At 67.8% G+C, this 15,695-nt stretch carries 11 protein-coding genes and 1 pseudogene; 10 read left to right on the top strand and 2 right to left on the bottom strand.

Translation table 11 applies throughout. The features are described from left to right. Positions 1 to 110: 110 nt before the first annotated feature. From hglS to I0D00_RS00510, 3 genes and pseudogenes are all read left to right on the top strand, one after another. Positions 111 to 1,532: a 2-oxoadipate dioxygenase/decarboxylase HglS gene (gene hglS, locus I0D00_RS00500; RefSeq protein WP_213637809.1), complete on the top strand. Its 1,422-nt coding sequence runs from the start codon at positions 111 to 113 to the stop codon at positions 1,530 to 1,532. 33 nt (positions 1,533 to 1,565) lie between these two features. Next, positions 1,566 to 4,592 (top strand): aminotransferase class III-fold pyridoxal phosphate-dependent enzyme, encoded by a 3,027-nt coding sequence (locus I0D00_RS00505; RefSeq protein WP_213637810.1) that lies wholly within the window; start codon positions 1,566 to 1,568, stop codon positions 4,590 to 4,592. A 645-nt stretch (positions 4,593 to 5,237) separates the two neighbouring features. After that, positions 5,238 to 6,092, top strand: a pseudogene (locus I0D00_RS00510) (universal stress protein); the annotation flags it as partial. A 193-nt stretch (positions 6,093 to 6,285) separates the two neighbouring features. Here the strand turns inward: I0D00_RS00510 and gfa are convergent. Next, positions 6,286 to 6,864, bottom strand: a complete 579-nt coding sequence (gene gfa, locus I0D00_RS00515) for an S-(hydroxymethyl)glutathione synthase (RefSeq protein ID WP_213637812.1) — start codon at positions 6,862 to 6,864, stop codon at positions 6,286 to 6,288. A gap of 360 nt (positions 6,865 to 7,224) precedes the next feature. On the opposite strand from gfa, the gene I0D00_RS00520 reads away from it, so the two are divergent. The 5 genes from I0D00_RS00520 (at position 7,225) to I0D00_RS00540 (ending at position 10,936) form a co-directional block, all read left to right on the top strand. Next, entirely contained in the window at positions 7,225 to 7,998 is a 774-nt protein-coding gene (locus tag I0D00_RS00520; protein ID WP_213637813.1) for an ABC transporter ATP-binding protein, read from the top strand. A gap of 13 nt (positions 7,999 to 8,011) precedes the next feature. Further along, complete coding sequence (locus I0D00_RS00525) at positions 8,012 to 8,764, top strand: ABC transporter substrate-binding protein (protein ID WP_213637814.1); 753 nt, start codon at positions 8,012 to 8,014, stop codon at positions 8,762 to 8,764. A gap of 99 nt (positions 8,765 to 8,863) precedes the next feature. After that, on the top strand, positions 8,864 to 9,559 hold the full coding sequence (locus tag I0D00_RS00530) for an ABC transporter permease (protein ID WP_213637815.1): 696 nt from the start codon (positions 8,864 to 8,866) through the stop codon (positions 9,557 to 9,559). Next, positions 9,556 to 10,245, top strand: a complete 690-nt coding sequence (locus tag I0D00_RS00535; RefSeq protein ID WP_213637816.1) for an ABC transporter permease — start codon at positions 9,556 to 9,558, stop codon at positions 10,243 to 10,245. The genes I0D00_RS00530 and I0D00_RS00535 overlap by 4 nt, the downstream gene beginning before the upstream one ends. 229 nt (positions 10,246 to 10,474) lie before the next feature. Further along, positions 10,475 to 10,936, top strand: a complete 462-nt coding sequence (locus I0D00_RS00540; RefSeq protein ID WP_208706984.1) for an Lrp/AsnC family transcriptional regulator — start codon at positions 10,475 to 10,477, stop codon at positions 10,934 to 10,936. 131 nt (positions 10,937 to 11,067) lie between these two features. Here I0D00_RS00540 and I0D00_RS00545 read toward each other — a convergent pair whose 3' ends face one another. Continuing rightward, positions 11,068 to 12,165, bottom strand: a complete 1,098-nt coding sequence (locus I0D00_RS00545; protein ID WP_213637817.1) for a saccharopine dehydrogenase family protein — start codon at positions 12,163 to 12,165, stop codon at positions 11,068 to 11,070. 251 nt (positions 12,166 to 12,416) lie between these two features. On the opposite strand from I0D00_RS00545, the gene I0D00_RS00550 reads away from it, so the two are divergent. Continuing rightward, entirely contained in the window at positions 12,417 to 14,684 is a 2,268-nt protein-coding gene (locus tag I0D00_RS00550; RefSeq protein ID WP_213637818.1) for an Orn/Lys/Arg family decarboxylase, read from the top strand. A gap of 168 nt (positions 14,685 to 14,852) precedes the next feature. Next, positions 14,853 to 15,665, top strand: a complete 813-nt coding sequence (locus I0D00_RS00555; RefSeq protein ID WP_213637819.1) for a crotonase/enoyl-CoA hydratase family protein — start codon at positions 14,853 to 14,855, stop codon at positions 15,663 to 15,665. The last annotated feature ends 30 nt before the right edge of the window (positions 15,666 to 15,695 follow it).

The following is a 15,695-nucleotide window of genomic DNA, read 5'->3' on the forward strand; positions in this document are numbered from 1 at the left end:
CAGCAGAGGATTAGTCGTTTGAAAGCGCCTATTGCGCTCGCCAGAATGACTCCCATGAATGGCTGGAATAGCAGCCACCCTGTCCTGGCGATGCAAGGAGTCGTGTTCCCATGAGCGTTCAAGCTGCCGCTAACCCGGATGCGCTGGTTAGCCCCGATGAGATCCGCGCGCAGTTCTCCCGCGCCATGTCGGCCATGTACCAGGCCGAGGTGCCGTTGTACGGCACGTTGCTGGCGCTGGTCGGCGAGGTCAACCGCGCTGCCCTGGCGCGCGAACCGCAGCTGGCCGAGCAGCTGCGCACCACCGGGGAGATCGGCCGCCTGGACATGGAGCGCCACGGCGCCATCCGCCTGGGCACTGCCGCCGAGCTGGCCACCATGCGCCGCCTGTTCGCGGTGATGGGCATGCAGCCGGTGGGCTACTACGACCTGGCCAGCGCCGGGGTGCCGGTGCACTCCACGGCCTTTCGCGCCACCCACGAAGCGGCCTTGCAGCACAGCCCGTTCCGCGTGTTCACCTCGTTGTTGCGCCTGGAGCTGATCGAGAATGTCGAGCTGCGCGAGCTGGCCCGCGGCATTCTGGCGCGGCGCAACATCTTCACCCCGCGCGCCCTGCAGCTGATCGAGCGGGCCGAGGCGGCCGGCGGCCTGACTGCGGCCGAGGCCGAGGAGTTCGTCCAGCAGGCCCTGGAGACCTTCCGCTGGCACCGCGAGGCGACGGTGAGCGCCGCGCTGTACCAGCAGCTGAGCGCGCAGCACAAGCTGATCGCCGATGTGGTGGCGTTCAAGGGGCCGCACATCAACCACCTGACCCCGCGCACCCTGGATATCGACGCGGTGCAGGCCGGCATGCCGGGCCGCGGCATCAACCCCAAGGCGGTGATCGAGGGCCCGCCACCGCGGCGCTGCCCGATCCTGCTGCGCCAGACCAGTTTCAAGGCCCTGCAGGAGCCGGTGACCTTCGTCGAGGCGGACGGCGGCGGCGCGCTGGGCAGCCACACCGCGCGCTTCGGCGAGATCGAGCAGCGCGGCGTGGCCCTGACGCCCAAGGGCCGTGCCCTGTACGACCAGTTGCTCGAGGCCACCCGGGCAATCGCCGGCGGCGCGCCGAACGAGGAGGGCGCGGCGGCCTACATGGCCACCCTGAGCCAGCAGTTCGAGGCCTTCCCGGACGACTACCCCAGCCTGCGCCGGCAGCAGCTGGCCTACTTCCGCTACTTCGTCACCGAGCAGGGCCTGGCGGCCAAGGGGCGTGGCGAACTGGCGGCGAATCTGGAGGGGCTGCTGGCCGCCGGCCATGTGCGGTGCGAGCCTTTGGTGTACGAGGACTTCCTGCCGGTCAGCGCCGCCGGCATCTTCCAGTCCAATCTGGGCGACAACGCCCGCGACAGCTATGGCCAGAGCGCCAACCGCGAGGCCTTCGAGCACGACCTGGGCGCGCCGGTGCTGGACGAACTGGCGTTGTACGCCGAAACCCAGCAGCGCTCGCTGGCGCAATGCGCCGAGGCCCTGGGCCTGGCGGCGCTCGCCTGAACCCGGGCCGGCCCACTCATGAAGGATGACGCAATGAACGATCAGCACGCCCTGACCGACTCGGCCCGGCTCGCCGCACTCCTGGCCGCTCACTACGGCCTGGAGGGGGACTGCGAAGCGCTGCCCGGCGAGCATGACCTCAATTACCGGGTGCGCGCCGCGGACGGCCAGCAGTACCTGCTGAAGCTGCATGGCGCGGACGGCCAGCCGCAGGTGCTGGCGATGCAGGTGGCGGTGCTCGAGCACCTGGCCAGCGTAGCGCCGCAGCTGCCGCTGTCGCGGCAGTTGCCCAGCCGGCAGGGCGCCATCCTCAACGCCGTGGAGCTGCGCGGGCCGCGCCAGGCGCGCCTGCTGAGCTGGCTGGACGGCACGCTGTGGGCCAAGGCGCCGGTGCATACGGCGGCAAGCTGCGCCAGCCTCGGCCGCCTGCTGGGCGAGCTGGACCTGGCGCTGCAGTCGTTCAGCCATGCCGGCTGCCGACGCGCCTACGACTGGGATATCGGCCGCGCCGAAATCCACCTGGACCACCTGGCGGCGATCGACGATGCGGACAAGCGTGGCGTGGTGCAGGGCATCCTCGAGCGCTTCGCCCAGGTGGTGAAGCCGGCCCTGGCGGACTGCCCGCGCCAGGTGATCCACAACGACGCCAACGACTACAACGTGCTGCTGGACGAGCAGGGCGCGGTGAGCGGCCTGCTCGACTTCGGCGACATGGTGGAGAGCTGGCGGGTCAACGAGCTGGCGGTGGCCTGCGCCTACGCGCTGCTCGGCGCGGACGACCCCATCGCCGCCATCCTGGCGCTGGTGGAGGCCTACCACGAGGTCAACCCGCTGCTGGCCGGCGAAGTCGAGCAGCTGTTCGACCTGATCAAGACCCGCTACGCGGTGAGCATCTGCATGGCCGCCAGGCAGATCCGCGCGACGCCGGACAATCCCTACCTGCTGGTCAGCCAGGCCGATGTGTGGCGCGCGCTGCAGCGTCTGCAGCAGGAGAACCCGCGCCTGGCGACCCTGCGCCTGCGCGATGCCTGCGGCTTCGCCCCGGTGGCCGAGGCCGCCGCGGTGATGCGCTGGCTGGAGCGCAACGCCCACGACTTCGCCGCGGTGCTGCGCCCGGAGGTGGCCACGCCCAGGGTGCGGGTCTTCGACTTCAGCGCCGACGGCGCCGATACCGGGGCGATCGAAGGCCTGGACTGCGCCGGCATGCAGGGCTACATCGACGCGCAGATCGCCGCCGCGGGCGCCGATTTCGGCGTCGGCCGCTACGGCGAGCGGCGGGTGCTGTACAGCAGCGCCGCCTATGCCGGCGCTACGGCGCAGCAGCGGCGCGACACCCACCTGGGCATCGACCTGTTCGCCCCGGCCGGGGAGGCGGTGCATGCGCCGTTCGCCGGGGTGGTGGCGTGCGTGCACGACGATGCCCAGGACCAGGGCTTCGGCCCGACCCTGCTGCTGGAGCACCGCAGCGAGTGCGGCGTGCGCTTCTGGACCCTCTACGGCCACCTGTCGCGGGCATCCTGCGCCAAGCTGCGGGTCGGCCAGGCCCTGGCCCGGGGCGAGGCCTTCGCCCGCCTCGGCGACCGTGGGGAGAACGGCGGCTGGCCGACCCACCTGCATTTTCAGCTGGTCACCGACCATCTCGGCCTGCAGGCCGGCATGTACGGCGTCGGCGTGGCACAGCACTGGCAGGTCTGGCGCGCGCTGAGCCCGGACCCCAGCGTGGTGCTCGGCCTGCACGCCCGGTGCGCGGTCACGGTGGCGCGCGACAAGGACTGGCTGGTGCGCCAACGGCACCGGCGCATCGGCCGCTCCCTGAGCATCGCCTACGGCCACGAGCCGCTGAAGATAGTCGGCGGCGAGGGCGCCTACCTGATCGACGAGCAGGGCAGGCGCTGGCTGGACATGGTCAACAACGTCTGCCACGTCGGTCACTGCCACCCGCGCGTGGTGCAGGCGGCCCAGGCGCAGCAGGCGCGGCTCAACACCAACGCGCGCTACCTGCACGACTCGCTGGTGGAATATGCCGAGCGGCTGACCGCCTTGCTGCCCGAGCCGTTGAACGTGTGCTTCTTCGTCAACTCCGGCAGCGAGGCCAACGACCTGGCGATCCGCCTGGCGCGGGCCTATACCGGCCGGCGCGACCTGATCACGGTCGACCATGCCTACCACGGCCACCTGAGCAGCCTGATCGACGTCAGCCCGTACAAGTTCAACGGCCAGGGCGGCGCGGGCAAGCCGGAGCACGTCTGGGTCAGCGAGTTGCCCGATGCCTACCGCGGGCGCTTCCGCTACGGGCAGGCCGATGCGGGGGCCCGGTACGCCGAGGACGTCGCGCGCCAGATCGACGCCATGGCCGAGCAGGGGCGCAAGCCGGCGCTGTTCTTCAGCGAGGGCATCCTCGGCACCGGTGGCCAGCTGGTGGCGCCGCCGGGCTACCTGCAGGCGGCCTACGGCCATGTGCGGGCCGCCGGCGGCCTGTGCCTGGCCGACGAGGTGCAGGTGGGCTTCGGCCGCGTCGGCAGCCATATGTGGGCCTTCGAGACCCAGGGCGTGGTGCCGGACATCGTCACCCTGGGCAAGCCCATCGGCAACGGCCACCCGATGGCGGCGGTGATCACCACCGCGGAGATCGCCAACGCCTTCGCCAACGGCATGGAGTACTTCAATACCTTCGGCGGCAACCCGGTGTCGGCGGAGATCGGCCTGGCGGTGCTCGACGTGATACGCGACGAGCGCCTGATGCACCGCTGCGCGGTGCTGGGCGAGCAGCTGATGGCGGGCGTGCGCGGGCTGGCGCAGAAGTACCAAATCATCGGCGATGTGCGTGGCATCGGCCTGTTCATCGGCATCGAGCTGGTGCGCGACCGTCAGACCCTGGAACCGGCGGCCGCGGAGCTGGACTCCATCATCGGCGAGATGAAGCGCGAGCACGGCATCCTGCTGAGCAGCGAAGGGCCGCTGCACAACGTGATGAAGATCAAGCCGCCGGCCTGTTTCAGCGCGCAGAACTGCCAGCAGTTCCTCACTGCCCTGGACCGGGTCCTGGCCCGCCTGGCCTGAACCCGGCCGGTCCGGCCGCCCGCAATACGGGCGCTGCCGGCTGGGCCGGGGCCGGTGCAATCGACTAACGGTGCTGGCGGGCCCCGACACAGCGACCACACTGAAGGGTGAGCCAGAGGCGACAGATTGGCTCGTGCATACCATCGTCGAGCGCTGTTGATCGCCCGCGAGCGCCATGGCGGATGCCCTGTTGCCTGGGGGCGTCTGCGCAGGCTGGCCTGAGGACGCCGCGGGGTCGATGCCTGGCGATGGTCAATCCGTCCCCCCTCGACCGCCAGCCGACTGACCAGGCACTTGGGCTACGGCCCTCGGTGCGAGCCGCAGGCTGCACCGCGCTCTTTAATCCTTGACCAGACATACCGGAACAACAACACGCATTCGCCGGGCCCCGGCCCATGTAACGGTATTCATCTCCAGCAGGCCTAGTCCGACCGGCCTGTTTTCACGGCAGGCGCCAGCGCCCGCCGGGTTTCAGTCAGTGTCTTTACCACCGTTGCGTGCCGTGCTCGCAGTACCGGCTGCTGTTGACAGCTCGATGGATCGGGACAGGCACCCGCGACCGCGAGCTGCCCGCCCGAGTCCGGACCCAGGTCATCTCCTGTCGTCGAGCCGATGCAGATCAAACTCACGCACAGGACGTTCGTTATGCAAACTATCCGCAATACCCTCGTGGTGCTGGATGTAACGCAACCCGCATCCCAGATACTCAACCGGGCCAAGCTGATCGCCAGCGCGACCCAGTCGCACCTGCATCTGCTGGTGTGCGACAAGCACAACGATCATTCCGCCCTGCTGGCGCAGACGCAGGAAACCCTGCGCGGCGAGGATTTCAGCGTCAGCGCCGAGCAGGCCTGGCGCGGCAGCGAGCACCGGACCATCATCGCCGCGCAACAGCAGCAGGGGTGCGGCCTGGTGATCAAGCAACATCAGCGCGACACCCGCCTGAGCAAGAACCTGATTCTCTCCGAGGACTGGAAGCTGTTGCGCTACTGTCCGGCGCCGGTGCTGATCGTCAGAACCGACAGCCCCTGGCAGGGCGGCCACATCCTCGCGGCCATCGACGCGGGCAACAGCGATGTCGATCATCGCGTCTTGCATGCCGGCATCGTCGGCCATGCCCACGACATCGCCAGGATGACCGGCGGGGCCCTGCACCTGATGACGGCACACCCGTGCGCCGAGCTGATGGCGGCCGATCCGCTGTTTCGCGTCAAGGACAACATCAAGGCGCTGTACCGCAGCCAGTGCAGGGCGTTGCTGGCGGAGTTCGCGATTGCCGACGACTGCCTGCATATCGAGGAAGGCCCGGCCGATTCATTGATTCCCGCGGTGGCCAGGCGCCTGGGGGTGGCGCTCACGGTGATCGGCAGCGTCGCCCGCAGCGGCCTGTCCGGTGCGCTGATCGGCAACACCGCCGAAACCGTCCTCGACAGCCTGGACTGCGACGTGCTGGTGCTCAAGCCGGAGGACATCATCAACCATCTGGAGGAGCTGGCGGCGCCGCCGAGTGCGGACCTGGACCAGGCGATACACTCCTGGCCCTATAGCCATGCGGCCCGTGGCCAGGCACCGGGCGGGGGCCAGGCCAGGCCTAGCGAGCAGGACGAGGCGCCCGGGCCGGCTGCCGGGCCCGGAATTCCCGCGCGCTGAGAGCGCAGCCCGGTCCGTGACCGGGCGCCGGCCCCGGCGTGCCTCAGGCCTTCAGCGCGCCTGAGGCTTTGGCCACGTGGGTGGCGATGGCGTCCATCAGCGCGGGCGACAGACAGTCGTAGGGTTCCAGGCCGAGCGCCTTGAGGCGGGCGCGCACTTCGCCCATGAGCGCCGGATCGGTGCCCGACTCGATGATCGAGGAGACGAAGGCGGCAAACTGCGGGGCGCACCAGCCCTGGTCCGGCGACAGTTCGGTGTGGATGAAATCGAGCCCATAGAAGGGATGGGCGCGGTTTTCGATGCGGCCGAACAGGTGCACGCCGCACTGGCGGCAGGCGTGACGCTGGATGGTGGCGTCGGAGTCGACCACGGCGAGCTTCTCGGCGTGCTCGGTGACCTTGAGCTTGTCCCGTGGCACCACGGCGACCAGGGAGAACAGGGCGCCCTTGGGCTTCCAGCACTTGGTGCAGCCGCAGGCGTGGTTGTGCGCCGATTGCGCGTCGACCCGCACCTTGACCGGGTCCTGGGGGCAGTGACAGCTCAGGGTGCCCCCGGCGAAGCCCTCGATGCCGGGCTGGATGCCGTTGTCGATCGCTGGGTGAATCGAGAATGTGCCGGTCATTTTCCACCTCCTCAGGTTGCCAACCCTTTGAGCGTAGCGCGGGGCAGTGGCCGTGCCGGCGAGTCGGCGACCGTCGATCGGCCAGGCGCTGGCGGGGCGTATCGCGCCGCCGTGCGGCCCTCCAGGTTCCGTAGATTTTGGAATGAACCGAGTCCTTCTTTTCGTTTGAGGCCAGTGCCCATCCTTGTTTTCATCGATACCCGACGGCGGCCTGGGCTGGCGCCCGAAAGGCCGCAGCAGCTTGAGCGCCGACAGGCGGATGACGCGATTCAGGCCGTCGATGACGCCTGACTGTTAGGTGCATGGCCCTGGCGGGCGGCAGTATCTGCCAGGCTTAAAAAGAATAATAAGAGGTACCGCATGACCAGCTCCCCCTTCGCCCTGGAAATCCGCGATTTGCACAAGCGCTACGGCGCTCACGAGGTACTCAAGGGCATCTCCCTGAGCGCCCGCGACGGCGACGTGATCTCCATCCTCGGTTCCTCCGGCTCCGGCAAGTCCACCTTCCTGCGCTGCATCAACCTGCTGGAAAACCCCCACCAGGGGCAGATCATCGTCAATGGCGAGGAACTGCAGCTCAAGCGCGGGGCGGCCGGCGAACTGCACGCGGCCAGCGGCAAGCAGATCAACCGGCTGCGCAGCGAGCTGGGCTTCGTCTTCCAGAACTTCAACCTGTGGCCGCACATGAGCGTGCTCGACAACATCACCGAGGCGCCGCGCCGGGTGCTGGGCCTGAGCAAGGCCGAGGCCGTCGAACGGGCCGAGGCGCTGCTGGCCAAGGTCGGCATCGCCGACAAGCGCCACGTCTACCCCAACCAGCTGTCCGGCGGCCAGCAGCAGCGTGCGGCCATCGCCCGCACCCTGTGCATGGAGCCCAAGGTGATCCTGTTCGACGAGCCGACTTCGGCCCTCGACCCGGAAATGGTCCAGGAGGTGCTCAGCGTGATCCGCGCCCTGGCCGAGGAGGGCCGCACCATGCTGCTGGTGACCCACGAGATGAATTTCGCCCGCCAGGTGTCCAGCGAGGTGGTGTTCCTGCACCAGGGCCTGGTGGAAGAGCAGGGCCCGCCGGCGCAGGTGTTCGACAACCCGCAGTCGGCGCGCTGCAAGCAGTTCATGTCCAGTAACCACTGAGGGAGCGTCACCCATGCATAACTACAAGAAGATCCTGCTGGCCGCGGCCGCCACCCTGGCCTTAGGTAGCGGCGCGGTAGCCGCCGACACGCTGAAGATCGGCACCGAGGGCGCCTACCCGCCGTTCAACCTGATCGACGCCAGCGGTGCGGCGGTCGGCTTCGACGTGGAGATCGCCCAGGCCCTGTGCGCCAAGCTGCAGGCCGAGTGCGAAGTGGTCACCTCCGACTGGGATGGCATCATCCCGGCCCTGAACGCCAGGAAGTTCGACTTCCTGGTCGCCTCCATGTCGATTACCGAGGAACGCCAGCAGGCGGTCGACTTCACCGAGCCCTACTACACCAACAAGCTGCAGTTCATCGCCCCCAAAGGCGGCGACTTCAAGACCGACAAGGCCAGCCTCAAGGGCAAGGTGATCGGTGCCCAGCGCGCCACCATCGCCGGCACCTGGCTGGAGGACAACCTCGACGGCGTGGTCGACATCAAGCTGTACGACACCCAGGAGAACGCCTACCTGGACCTGTCCTCGGGCCGCCTCGACGGCGTGCTGGCCGACACCTTCGTCAACTGGGAGTGGCTCAAGAGCGACGCCGGCAAGGGCTTCGAGTTCAAGGGCGAGCCGGTGTTCGACAACGACAAGATCGGCATCGCCGTGCGCAAGGGCGATCCGCTGCGCGAGAAGCTCAACACCGCGCTGAAGGAGGTGGTGGCCGACGGCACCTACCAGCAGATCAACGACAAGTACTTCCCCTTCAGCATCTACTGATCCTCTCCGCTGGCGAGGAGGACGAGTGCTTTCCCTGGCCGCTCGGTGGAGCCGGCCAGGGGCGCCGCGTCCACGCCAGCTCTTGCGTAGGTTCGCACTATGACTCCTGATCTCTACGGGTTCGGCCCGGCGCTGCTCGCCGGCGCCGGCATGACCATCAAGCTGGCGCTTTCGGCCCTGTCGCTGGGCCTGGTCCTGGGATTGCTCGGCGCGCTGGCCAAGACCTCGCCGTACAAGGCGCTGCAGTGGCTGGGCGGCGGTTACTCGACCCTGGTGCGCGGGGTGCCCGAGCTGCTCTGGGTGCTGCTGATCTACTTCGGCACGGTCAGCCTGATGCGCGGCCTGGCCGACCTGCTCGGCGTGGCCAGCCTGGAGCTGTCGCCCTTCGCCGCCGGGGTGATCGCCCTGGGGCTGTGCTTCGGTGCCTACGCCACCGAGGTGTTCCGCGGCGCCATCCTGGCCATTCCCAAGGGCCACCGCGAGGCCGGCCAGGCCCTCGGCCTGTCCAAGGCGCGGATTCTCTGGCGGCTGATCCTGCCGCAGATGTGGCGCATCGCCCTGCCGGGCCTGGGCAACCTGTTCATGATCCTGATGAAGGACACCGCGCTGGTCTCGGTGATCGGCCTGGAGGAGATCATGCGCCGCTCGCAGATCGCCGTGACCGCCAGCAAGGAGCCCTTCACCTTCTTCCTGGTGGCCGCGTTCATCTACCTGAGCCTGACTATCCTCGCCATGATCGGCCTGCACCTGCTCGAGAAGCGTGCCAGCCGTGGTTTCCTGAGGGCTGCCGCATGAACTGGGAATTGATCGTCAAGTGGCTGCCGCGCCTGGCCGAAGGCGCCTGGCTGACCCTGGAGCTGGTCGCCATCGCGGTGATCGCCGGGCTGATCCTGGCCATCCCCCTGGGCATCGCCCGAGCCTCGCGGCACTGGTGGTTGCGCGCGCTGCCCTACGCCTACATCTTCTTCTTCCGCGGCACGCCGCTGCTGGTGCAGCTGTTCCTCGTCTACTACGGCCTGGCGCAGTTCGAGGCGGTGCGCGAAGGGCCGCTGTGGCCCTACCTGCGCGACGCCTACTGGTGCGCCATCGTCACCCTGACCCTGCATACGGCCGCCTACATCGCCGAGATCCTGCGTGGCGCGATCCAGGCGATTCCGCCGGGGGAGATCGAGGCGGCGCGGGCCCTGGGCATGGCGCGCTGGCAGACCTTGCTGTACATCGTCCTTCCGCGGGCCGCACGCATCGGCCTGCCGGCCTACAGCAACGAGGTGATCCTGATGCTCAAGGCCAGCGCCCTGGCCAGCACCATCACCCTGCTGGAGCTGACCGGCATGTCGCGCACCATCATCGCCCGCACCTACCAGCCGGTGGAGATCTTCTTCGCCGCCGGGCTGTTCTATCTGCTGGCCGCCTACCTGCTGGTGCAGGGCTTCCGCCTGCTGGAGCGACGCCTGCGGGTGGATGCCTGTCAGGGCCGTTGAGCCGCCTGCGCCCGGTGCCGCCCGAGGCGAGGGGGCAGGAACGCGCCGGCTGCTTTACGCGGCGCCGGCGCATAAGCAGACTGCGCTGGCGTCCTTGACGCCATGCACGCCGACTCGGGCGCCTCCAGGGGCGGCGCCCGAGTCGTAGCGAAATCAGTAAATTGCCAACGCTGGCCGGCCTTGCCGGGCGGCGTTTCGTTGTCTTGTGAGTTCTTGAGGTTGGTCCTGAATGTCTGATTTGAACCCGCTGCGCCTGGACGATATCGACCGGCAGCTGATCGCCGCGCTGCAACTCAATGCCCGCGAGAGCGTGGCGATGTTGGCGCGCAAGCTCGGCATCGCCCGCACCACGGTGATCTCGCGCATCGCCCGGCTGGAGAAGCACAAGGTCATCACCGGCTACGGCCTGCGCCTGGGCCAGCGGGTGCTGGACGGCGGGCTGCAGGCTTATGTGGGGATCACCCTGCAGCCGCGCTCGGGCAAGGAGGTGCTGCGCCGCCTGACCAGCATGGCCGAGGTGCAGCAGCTGTGTACGGTGAGCGGCGAGTTCGATTTCGTCGCCTGGCTGCGGGCCGACTCGCCGGAGCGCCTCGACCAGTTGCTGGACGAGATCGGCGAGGTGGACGGGGTGGAGAAGACCACTACCTCGATCATCCTCTCGTGCAAGCTGGATCGCGGGCAGAAGCTCTAGGGCCCTAGGCGGGCAGGCCGCCGCGCGGGCGTGGGCTCGGCGCCATAGGCTCCTATTATTGCGGGCAATAAAAATCCCCGGTCGCCGACAGGGTTACTGCCGGCGACCGGGGATCGATGACTCGCCGAGGCTTAGGCGGCCTCTTGAGTTTGCACCTCTTGCTCCTCGTAGGCCTGGCCGAAGCGGTTGCCGAGGAAGTCCTCCAGCGCCACCTGCTCCTGGCTGATAAAGCCCGACTGCGGCAGGCGCTGCTCGCGGAACAGGTCCAGGGCCGCACAGATGCCGGCGGCGGTGGTGATCTGGATGGCGCTGGTCAGGCGGCCGTTCTGTTCGGCGGCGAAGATCTTGCGACTGAACACTTCCTGCACCAGCTTGCCGCCGCGCAGGCCGTTGACGGTGACGAACACCAGCACCACGTCCTGCATGGTGCTGGGCACCGCGCCACGCAGGATGTCCTTGAGCTTATCCTGGTTGGCGGCCAGGCGCAGGTCTTCCAGGAGGAACTTCATCAGGTCGCGGTGGCCGGGGTAGCGCACGGTCTTGTAGTCCAGTACCTCGACCTTGCCTTGCAGGGTCTCGCACAGGGTGCCGAGGCCGCCGGAGGTGTTGAAGGCCTCGTACTCGACGCCGTCCAGGGAGAAGTGCTCCAGGCCTTCCAGCGCCTGGACCATCTGCAGCTTGCCGTTGCGGATGGCCTCGCAGGGGTGGCAGTACTCGTTGACCAGGCCGTCGACGCTCCAGGTCAGGTTGTACTTCAGGGCGTTGGTGGGGAACTCGGGCAGGGCGCCGACGCGCATCTTCACCTCGCGCACGCTGTCGAAGTGGCGCGCCAGGGAGTGGGCGGCGATGCCGATGAAGCCCGGCGCCAGGCCGCACTGCGGCATGAAGGCGGTCTTGGCGTCCTTGGCCAGCTCCATGATGGTCTTGGTCGCGTGCACGTCTTCGGTCAGGTCGAAGTAGTGGGTGGCGCTGGCCTTGGCGGCTTGGGCCACGGCGATGGCCATGTGATAGGGCAGGGCGTTGAGCACCGCATCCTGGCCCTGCATGGCGGCTTCCAAGGCCTGGCTGTCGGCCGAATCGAGTTCGCGGGTGGCGATGCCCAGGTCGGCGATGGCCTGCAGCGAGCCGGCGTCGCGGTCGGCCACCAGCACCTGGTAGTCGCCGGATTTGTGCAGCAGCTGAGCGATGGTGTAGCCGATGTGGCCCGCGCCGAGCAGGAGGACGTTCATTGTTGTTATCTCCAAGGTTGCGTGTCAGATGGGGCCAGTCTAGAGAGCAGTTGGTTCGACAATAAGACGCACAAGGCATCAGTTAGATGAAAAATATGGTCGTTTAGTCGTGTTTGCGAGTCATTGTGTAGTGATTGGCCGGACTGGCGAGCGGCGGCGTGCCGGGGTTCTTATAACTTTCCTGCCACATGGCGCCGTGGAGCCTCTACCCTGAGGGCAGGCAATCCCTTATCCGCCGCGCAGGAGCCGTCATGTACAAAGACCTCAAGTTCCCCGTGCTGATCGTCCACCGCGACATCAAGGCCGACACCGTGGCCGGCGAGCGGGTGCGGGCGATCGCCCATGAACTGGAGCAGGACGGTTTCAGCATCGTCTCCACCGCCAGCGCCGCCGAGGGGCGCATCGTCGCCTCGACCCACCACGGCCTGGCCTGCATCCTGGTGACGGCCGAGGGGGCGGGGGAGAACAAGCACCTGCTGCAGGACATGGTCGAGCTGATCCGCATCGCCCGGGTGCGGGCGCCGCACTTGCCGATCTTCGCCCTCGGCGAGCAGGTGACCATCGAGAACGCGCCGGCCGAGGCCATGGCCGACCTCAACCAGTTGCGCGGCATCCTCTACCTGTTCGAGGACACGGTGGCGTTCCTCGCCCGCCAGGTGGCCCGCGCCGCGCGCAACTACTTGGACGGCCTGCTGCCGCCGTTCTTCAAGGCGCTGGTGCAGCACACCGCGCAGTCCAACTACTCCTGGCACACGCCCGGTCACGGCGGCGGCGTGGCCTATCGCAAGAGCCCGGTGGGGCAGGCCTTCCACCAGTTCTTCGGCGAGAACACGCTGCGCTCCGACCTGTCGGTGTCGGTGCCGGAACTGGGTTCGCTGCTGGACCACACCGGCCCCCTGGCCGAGGCGGAAGCCAGGGCCGCACGCAACTTCGGCGCCGACCATACCTATTTCGTGATCAATGGCACCTCGACGGCCAACAAGATCGTCTGGCACAGCATGGTCGCCCGCGACGACCTGGTGCTGGTGGATCGCAATTGTCACAAGTCGATCCTCCATTCGATCATCATGACCGGCGCCATCCCCCTGTACCTGAGCCCGGAGCGCAACGAACTGGGCATCATCGGGCCGATCCCGCTCGACGAGTTTTCCGCCGAGTCGATCCAGGCCAAGATCGCCGCCAGCCCGCTGGCCCAGGCCCGCGCCCCCGGCGCGCCGCAGAAGGTCAAGCTCGCCGTGGTGACCAACTCCACCTACGACGGCCTGTGCTACAACGCCGAGCTGATCAAGCAGACCCTGGGCGACAGCGTCGAGGTGCTGCATTTCGACGAGGCCTGGTACGCCTATGCGGCCTTCCATGAGTTCTACGCCGGGCGCTACGGCATGGGCACCTCGTGCGAGGCAGAGGGCCCGCTGGTGTTCAGCACCCATTCCACCCACAAGCTGCTGGCGGCCTTCAGTCAGGCCTCGATGATCCACGTGCAGGACAGCGGCAGCCGCCAGCTGGATCGCGACCGCTTCAACGAAGCCTTCATGATGCACATCTCTACTTCGCCGCAGTACGGCATCATCGCCTCCCTCGACGTGGCCTCGGCGATGATGGAGGGGCCGGCCGGGCGCTCGCTGATCCAGGAGACCTTTGACGAGGCCCTGAGCTTCCGCCGGGCCCTGGCCAATCTGCGGCAGAACCTCGATGTCGGCGACTGGTGGTTCAGCATCTGGCAGCCACCCCGGGCCGAGGGGGCCGAGGAGGTGGCCACCGGCGACTGGCTGCTGCAGCCGCAGGCCGAATGGCACGGTTTCGGCGAGGTGGCCGACGACTATGTGCTGCTCGACCCGATCAAGGTCACCCTGGTGACCCCGGGCCTGACCGCCGGCGGCAGCCTGGACCAGTGCGGAATTCCCGCCGCGGTGGTCGGCAAGTTCCTCTGGGAGCGCGGCCTGGTGGTGGAGAAGACCGGCCTGTATTCCTTCCTGGTGCTGTTCTCCATGGGCATCACCAAGGGCAAGTGGAGCACCCTGCTGACCGAGCTGCTGGAGTTCAAGCGCTGCTACGACGCCAACCAGGCGTTGGGCGAGGCCCTGCCCTCCATCGCCCAGGCCGGCGGCGCCCACTACCAGGGCATGGGCCTGCGCGACCTGTGCGATGCGCTGCACGGCTGCTACCGCGACAACGCCACGGCCAAGGCGCTCAAGCGCATGTACACGGTGCTGCCGGAGGTGGCGCTGAAGCCGGCCGATGCCTACGACCAGCTGGTGCGGGGCGAGGTCGAGGCGGTGCCGATCGACCGCCTGGAAGGACGTATCGCCGCGGTGATGCTGGTGCCATACCCGCCGGGTATTCCGCTGATCATGCCGGGCGAGCGCTTCACCCCGGCGACCCGGGCGATCATCGATTACCTGGCGTTCGCCCGCACCTTCGACCACAGCTTCCCCGGCTTCGATGCCGACGTGCACGGCCTGCAGCGCCAGGAGGGCGCGCAGGGCATTGTCTACACCGTCGACTGCATCAGACCCTAGGCAGATCAATCGCTTAACGATGGGTTGCGAACGCCGACTTAAGTCCCGCGACGTGGTCTGCGTCACACTGGCCGGCATCGACATTCATGACGTCCTTGTTATAGTTGCCCGGTTCTAATCCCAAGAATATCTCGGCGCGTTCGCGCCATCTGCTCGAGGATGACTGCCGTGTCCGACTACAAAGCCTTTCGTGTCGAGTTGGCAGACAAGGTCGCCCAGGTGACGATCAATCGGCCGGAAAAAGTCAATGCCATGAATGCCGACTTCTGGGCGGAGATCATCGAGATCTTCCGCTGGGTCGACGCCACCGACGAAGTGCGGGTGGTGGTCCTGTCGGGGGCCGGCAAGCACTTCTCGTCCGGCATCGACCTGATGCTGCTGGCCCAGGTCGGCAGCCAGCTGGGTAAGGACGTCGGCCGCAATGCCGAAACCCTGCGGCGCAAGATCCTCGAGCTGCAGGCGTCGTTCAACGCCGTGGACCAGTGCCGCAAGCCGGTGCTGGCGGCGATCCAGGGCTATTGCCTGGGCGGCGCCATCGACCTGATCGCCGCCTGCGACATGCGCTACGCCACCGCCGATGCGCAGTTCGCGATCAAGGAGATCGACATCGGCATGGCCGCCGATGTCGGTACCCTGCAGCGCCTGCCGCGGATCATCGGCGACGGCATGATGCGCGAGCTGGCCTATACCGGGCGCACCATCGACGGCGAGGAGGCGCGCCGCCTCGGCCTGGTCAACCGCACCTTCGCCGATGCCTCGGCGCTGCTCGACGGGGTCATGGAGATCGCCCGGGAGATCGCCGCCAAGTCGCCGATAGCGGTGCGCGGCACCAAGGAAATGATTCGCTACATGCGCGATCACCGGGTCGATGACGGCCTGGAGTACGTCGCCACCTGGAACGCCGCGATGCTGCAGTCGGCAGACCTGCGCGTGGCCATGGCGGCGCACATGAGCAAGCAGAAACCGGAGTTCGCCGACTGATGCACTGCCTGCAACTGTCTTCTCTACCGG

The sequence above is a fragment of the Pseudomonas lalucatii genome, from assembly GCF_018398425.1.
In the GTDB taxonomy this organism is placed as follows: Bacteria; Pseudomonadota; Gammaproteobacteria; order Pseudomonadales; family Pseudomonadaceae; genus Aquipseudomonas; species Aquipseudomonas lalucatii.

Excerpts from the sequence above, each read along its gene's own strand:
- hglS (WP_213637809.1), top strand. The coding sequence starts at position 111 with ATGAGCGTTCAAGCTGCCGCTAACCCGGATGCGCTGGTTAGCCCCGAT.
- gfa (WP_213637812.1), bottom strand. The coding sequence starts at position 6,864 with ATGACCGGCACATTCTCGATTCACCCAGCGATCGACAACGGCATCCAG.
- I0D00_RS00505 (WP_213637810.1), top strand. The coding sequence starts at position 1,566 with ATGAACGATCAGCACGCCCTGACCGACTCGGCCCGGCTCGCCGCACTC.
- I0D00_RS00545 (WP_213637817.1), bottom strand. The coding sequence starts at position 12,165 with ATGAACGTCCTCCTGCTCGGCGCGGGCCACATCGGCTACACCATCGCT.
- I0D00_RS00535 (WP_213637816.1), top strand. The coding sequence starts at position 9,556 with ATGAACTGGGAATTGATCGTCAAGTGGCTGCCGCGCCTGGCCGAAGGC.
- I0D00_RS00520 (WP_213637813.1), top strand. The coding sequence starts at position 7,225 with ATGACCAGCTCCCCCTTCGCCCTGGAAATCCGCGATTTGCACAAGCGC.
- I0D00_RS00525 (WP_213637814.1), top strand. The coding sequence starts at position 8,012 with ATGCATAACTACAAGAAGATCCTGCTGGCCGCGGCCGCCACCCTGGCC.
- I0D00_RS00530 (WP_213637815.1), top strand. The coding sequence starts at position 8,864 with ATGACTCCTGATCTCTACGGGTTCGGCCCGGCGCTGCTCGCCGGCGCC.
- I0D00_RS00540 (WP_208706984.1), top strand. The coding sequence starts at position 10,475 with ATGTCTGATTTGAACCCGCTGCGCCTGGACGATATCGACCGGCAGCTG.
- I0D00_RS00550 (WP_213637818.1), top strand. The coding sequence starts at position 12,417 with ATGTACAAAGACCTCAAGTTCCCCGTGCTGATCGTCCACCGCGACATC.